Source organism: Mycolicibacter engbaekii (assembly GCF_002101585.1).
GTDB classification, from domain to species: domain Bacteria; phylum Actinomycetota; class Actinomycetes; order Mycobacteriales; family Mycobacteriaceae; genus Mycobacterium; species Mycobacterium engbaekii.
Window position 1 is genome coordinate 1 of the sequence record NZ_LQOT01000002.1, and the last position, 5,294, is coordinate 5,294.

Here is a 5,294-nt window from a genome sequence, read left to right on the forward strand (position 1 = left end):
GGCATCGGGATCGTCGCCCAGGGCAGCGACGCCGCCCACACCGCCGCCGACGTGGTGCTGCTCGACGGCAAGATCGAAACCCTGCTCGACGCCCTCGACGAAGGCAGCCAGCTGTGGCAGCGGGTGCAGGCGGCGGTCGCAGTGCTGCTGGGCGGCAATGCCAGCGGCGCCCTGTTCGCCATCCTCGGCAGCGCACTGACCGGTCAGGCTCCGTTGAACACCCGGCAACTGCTGCTGGTGAACATCGTGACCGATGCCTTCCCCGCCACGGCGCTGGCGATCAGCAAGCCCCGGCGCCCGATGCCGTTCTCCGGCCGCGGACCCGACGAGCAAGCGCTGCTGCGTGCGGTGACACTGCGTGGTGCCACCACGGCCAGTGCCACCATCGCCGCGTGGTACCTGGCCACGCTCACCGGTTTCCCCCGGCGGGCGTCCACGGTGGCACTGGTTGCACTGGTGACCACCCAGTTGGCGCAGACGCTGTTGGAGTCGCGGTCGCCGCTGGTGGCGGTCACCGCGGGCGGGTCGTTCGCGGCGATGGCGCTGCTGGTCAGCCTCCCCGGTATCAGCCAGTTCATGGGGTGCACGCCGCTCGGTCCGCTCGGCTGGTCGCAGGCGCTGGGGTCGGCGGCGGTCGCCACCACGGTGTCGGCAATCGCGCCGCGCTTTCTGTCGCGCACCGCTGCCACTAGCCTCGGCTGATGGACTTCACCACGATCCGACATGAGGTCGCCGACGGCATCCTCACCGTGTACCTCGACCGGCCGGACAACCTCAACGCGTTCACCGTCGAGATGGCCGAGGAGCTGGAGCGCACCTTCGTCGAGGTCAACGATGACGACGGGGTCCGCGCGGTGATCGTCACCGGATCCGGGCGTGCGTTCTGTGCCGGCATGGACCTGTCCAGCTCCGGCAACGTGTTCGGTCTCGACGAGTCGAAGTCGCCGACCTGGGCCGACATGGCCGACCTCGACGATCCGGAACTGGCGCGGGTCCGCGACACCGGCGGGCGGGTGACGCTGGCGATCTACGGCTGCCGCAAACCGGTGATCGCCGCGGTCAACGGCGCGGCGGTCGGGATCGGCGCCACCATGATGCTGGCCATGGACGCCCGGTTGTTCTCGACCAAGGCACGGTTCGGGCTGGTGTTCGCGAAACTGGGTATCACGCCGGAGGCCTGCTCGACCTGGTTCCTGCCGCGGATCGTCGGTATGCCCACGGCGCTCGACCTGCTCTACCGCGCCGACATCCTCGACGCCGAGGCCGCGCGCGCATGTGGCATCGCGCAATCGGTCCACGAACCCGATGCGTTGCTGGCCGACGCGCGCGCCCTGGCCGATGCCTGGACCAAGGGCCGCTCCCCCGTGTCGTTCGCCTTGATCCGGCAGATGCTTTACCGCAACTCCGCACAGCCCGACCCGGTCGAGGCACACCGGGTCGACTCGCTGGCGATGTTCTACACCAGCATCGGCGACGGCGCCGACGGCGTACGCGCCTTCCTGGAGAAGCGCGACCCCGACTTCACCGCCCGCGCCTCGGCCATGCCGCCGTTCTATGAGGACTGGGCCGGCAAACCTTAAAAAGCGTTCACCGGCATTTCAATTCGGGTCTCGCCGCCGTTCGCCAACCGACGCTAGCTTCGATGCTGAAGGGGAGTAGCTCCTACCCGCGGCACCCGCGGCGGATGCGAATGATCGTCAGTACGGTGGCCCCCAACCCACCCGGTCATTCAGCGGACCTCAAATGCTCCGCGAGCCAGACCTTCGGACGATTGGCCATGTCGACCGAAGAACTCGCCGGGCAGCTTCGGTCGCCGATACGAGGAGACCCATGCCCCCCGCAATGCCTGTTCTTGCCGACGATTTCTTTCCGGCATTGGACGAACGCCACGACGCTGACGACGACCCCCATAGTCCCCCGCCCCTCGGCGCTGTAACAGACGGCATCAAGGGGCGACAGACCCGATCCACTCCTCAACCCAGGCTCGCCGCAGTCGGCCCCCAAGCAGACGCAGCCCAGGCGCAGCCGGGAACGCAGCCCGGCGACGGCCTGCTCGCAGTCAGCAACGCGGCGATGGCGGGGATCTCCGCCGTCGGCCTGGGTTTCGCGCTGGCCGGCCGCTTCCTCCGGATTCCCCGGCTGCCCGCCAGCATTCAGGGCGCCGTGGTCGCGCTCGATCATCAACCCGCGGTGCGCCGCGTCCTGGAAGAACACATCGGTAAGCGTGCGACCGACACGGCGCTGGGTTTGGCGGCGACCGCCGCCAACGCGCTCGCCGGGGCACCGGCGATGGTGGCCGTCGACCTGGCGATCAACTCCTTCCGGACCGCCGAAGCCCGGGCCGACGCACGCGCACGGTCCCGGCGCGAACCTGTCCTGGCCCGCCTCACCGGCCGGCCCGATGCGTTGCCGGCGCCGCGTGTCGAGCCGCGGTCGCTCAGCCCGGTCGAACGGCACCTGCAGCGCAACAGTTGGATTCAGGCGATCGGAGCGGCCGCGGTCGGCGCCGCCGGTCGCGATGCGAACCTGGCCGGAAACGCGGCGCTGGTCACCGTGCCCAAGGCGGTCCGGTCCACTCGGGAATCGTTCGCGGCCACTCTGGGCCGCGGGCTGGCCGACCGGGACGAGGCGCTGCAGATCGACCCGGACAGCCTGCGCCGCCTCGATGAGATCGACGTGGTGATCCTCGATCCGCGGGTGCTGCGCAGCGACCGGGTCCGCCTGGTGCGGCTCCGCGGTGCCGGCGAGAAAGACCTGACCGTGTGGGAGCGCGCCCAGGCGATGCTGGGCGACGACGACCTGCGGCCGGGTTGGCACCCGGTTGTCGGGCCACGCCGCAGCAACGGCTGGAGCGCGACCGAGGCGCTGTTCGCCCCGGCGCCGCATCCGCTGGCCGCGGCGACGCTGGCCGAGACCCAGCGCGCCGAGGTGCAGGTGGTCTCCGTCGACGATCCCGACGGCCTGGGCGAGTTGCGGCCCGCGTTCGACGAGATTGTCGCGCTGGCAGGTGATTCGATCGAGGACACGCTGCTTGAGGCGGTGCGCACCTACCAGCAGGACGGCCGCAGTGTCGCGGTGGTCTCCTCCTCGGCCACCCGGGCGCTGTCGGCGGCCGATCTGGGCGTGGGCATCCTGCCGGAACGTGACGACCACCCGCATCCGCTGGGCGCGGACCTGGTCGTCGACGATCTGGCCGGGGTGTGGCGACTATTGCATGCCATCCCGGCGGCCAAGGAGGCCAGCCGTCGCGGCATCGAACTGTCGACGGGCGCCACGGCCTTGGGCTCGCTGTCGCTGATTCCCACTGTTCGGGGCCGCGGCCCCGAGGCGGTGGCCGTGGGCGCCGCGGCGGGCCTGGTGTCCGGTTACTGGTCGGCGCGTTCGGTGCTCGGTGCGCCGCTGCCCCGGCCGGTCCCCGTCGACGAGTGGCACGCCATGTCCGTCGAGCAGGTTCGAAACGCTTTGGCCGCAACGTCGGATCCCGCCGCTGCGCCGGAGGCCGCCGCGCCGAAGCAGCGCGGCATGCTGCGGCAGTTCGTCGTGGCGGTGCGTGAGGAGTTGGCCGACCCGCTGACCCCGGTACTGGGGCTCGGTGCCACGGCCACCGCCATCCTGGGCTCACCGATCGATGCGGGTCTGGTCTGCTCGGTGCTGGTCAGCAACGCCTTCCTGGCCGCCGGGCAGCGGCTGAGTACCGAACTGCGGCTGAACCGGCTGCTGGCCGAACAGATTCCGCCGGCCTGGAAAGTCACGCTCGGCCCCGACGGCACCCGGGAACGGGTGCAGGTGCTGCCCGAGCAGCTGCGGCGCGGCGACCTGATCGAGGTGGGCCCCGACGACGTGGTGCCCGTCGACGCCCGCCTGGTCGAGCTGGAGAAGCTCGAGGTCGACGAGGCTTCGTTGACCGGTGAGTCGCTGCCGGTGACCAAGCAGATCGACGCCACCCCCGGCGCCGAGGTGGCCGAGCGCCGCTGCATGCTCTTCGCCGGCACCACGGTGGTGGCCGGAACCGGCCTGGCGTTGGTGACCGCGGTCGGCCCCGACACCGAGGTGCGGCGCGCCGCCGATCTGGTCACCAGCCGGCACAGCGACATCGGGCTGGGACATCAGCTCGGCCAGATCACCAACCGGATCTGGCCGCTGAGCATGGTGGCCGGTGGACTGGTCAGCGCGCTCGGTGTGCTGCGCGGCACCGCGCTGCAGCGGGCGGCGGCCGACAGTGTCGGTGTGGCCGTCGCGGCTGTCCCCGAAGGCATGCCGGTGGTGGCGACGCTGGCCCAGCACGCCTCGGCGCAGCGGTTGACCAATTCCGGTGTGCTGGTCCGGGTTCCGCGCTCGGTGGAGGCCCTGGGCCGAGTCGACGTGGTCTGCTTCGACAAGACCGGCACGCTGAGCGAGAACCGCCTGCAGGTCACCGAGGTGCGCACGGTCGCCGAGCACTCCCGCGAGGAGTTGCTGCGCTGCGCGGCGCGGGCAACTCCGCCGGCCAAGGACCACGGCCACGCCGACGCCACCGACGCCGCGATCGTCGCGGCGGCCGAATCGGTGCCCGGCGCCCTCGCCGCCGAGCCCGCCGATGCCCATCTGCCGTTCCGGTCCGGGCGTCCCTTCGCGGCGTCGGTGTTCGGCACGGAGTTGACCATCAAGGGCGCACCGGAGGTGGTGCTGGCCGCCTCCATGGATGTCCCGGCCGAGCTCTATGACCTGGTGGAGCAGTTGGCGGCCGACGGCCTTCGGGTGCTGGCGGTGGCGCGGCGCGACCTCGACGACGAGCAGTTGCGATCGCTGTCGGCCGATGCCGACGACCCCGACGCCCAGCTGAACGCCCTGACGAAGCTCTGCGACGACGGGCTGACGCTGCTGGGGTTCGTCGGAATCTCCGACACCCCGCGCGCCGGGTCGGCCGGCCTGTTGGCCGAGCTGCACCGCCGCCAGGTACCGGTCCGGATGATCACCGGCGACCACCCGACCACCGGCCGGGCGATCGCCCGCAAGATGGGCCTGCCCGTGACCCCCGAGCAGGTCATCACGGGTATGGAGTGGGAGGCGCTCTCCGCTAAGGAGCAGGAGCGCGCGGTGGCCGAGCGGGTGGTGTTCGCCCGGATGTCCCCGGCGAACAAGGTGCAGGTGGTGCAGGCCCTGGAGCGCAGCGGCAAGGTCTCGGCCATGGTCGGCGACGGCGCCAACGATGCCGCGGCGATCCGGGCCGCCACCGTAGGCATCGGGATCGTCGCCCAGGGCAGCGACGCCGCCCACACCGCCGCCGACGTGGTGCTGCTCGACGGCAAGATCGA

General features: G+C 71.3%; 3 protein-coding genes. All 3 read left to right on the plus strand.

Annotation, left to right across the window (positions count from 1 at the left end; all coding sequences use genetic code 11):
* On the plus strand, nt 1-702 hold a 702-nt coding region (locus tag AWC02_RS00045), incomplete at its 5' end, for a cation transporting ATPase C-terminal domain-containing protein (protein WP_165757805.1).
* Nucleotides 702-1,580 (plus strand): crotonase/enoyl-CoA hydratase family protein, encoded by an 879-nt coding sequence (locus AWC02_RS00050; RefSeq protein ID WP_085126083.1) that lies wholly within the window; start codon nt 702-704, stop codon nt 1,578-1,580. The genes AWC02_RS00045 and AWC02_RS00050, both read left to right, overlap by 1 nt.
* A gap of 250 nt (nt 1,581-1,830) precedes the next feature.
* Nucleotides 1,831-5,294, plus strand: a 3,464-nt coding sequence (locus tag AWC02_RS00055; protein WP_085126087.1) for an HAD-IC family P-type ATPase, incomplete at its 3' end; no start/stop codon positions are given.

Excerpts from the sequence above, each read along its gene's own strand:
- AWC02_RS00050 (WP_085126083.1), top strand. The coding sequence starts at position 702 with ATGGACTTCACCACGATCCGACATGAGGTCGCCGACGGCATCCTCACC.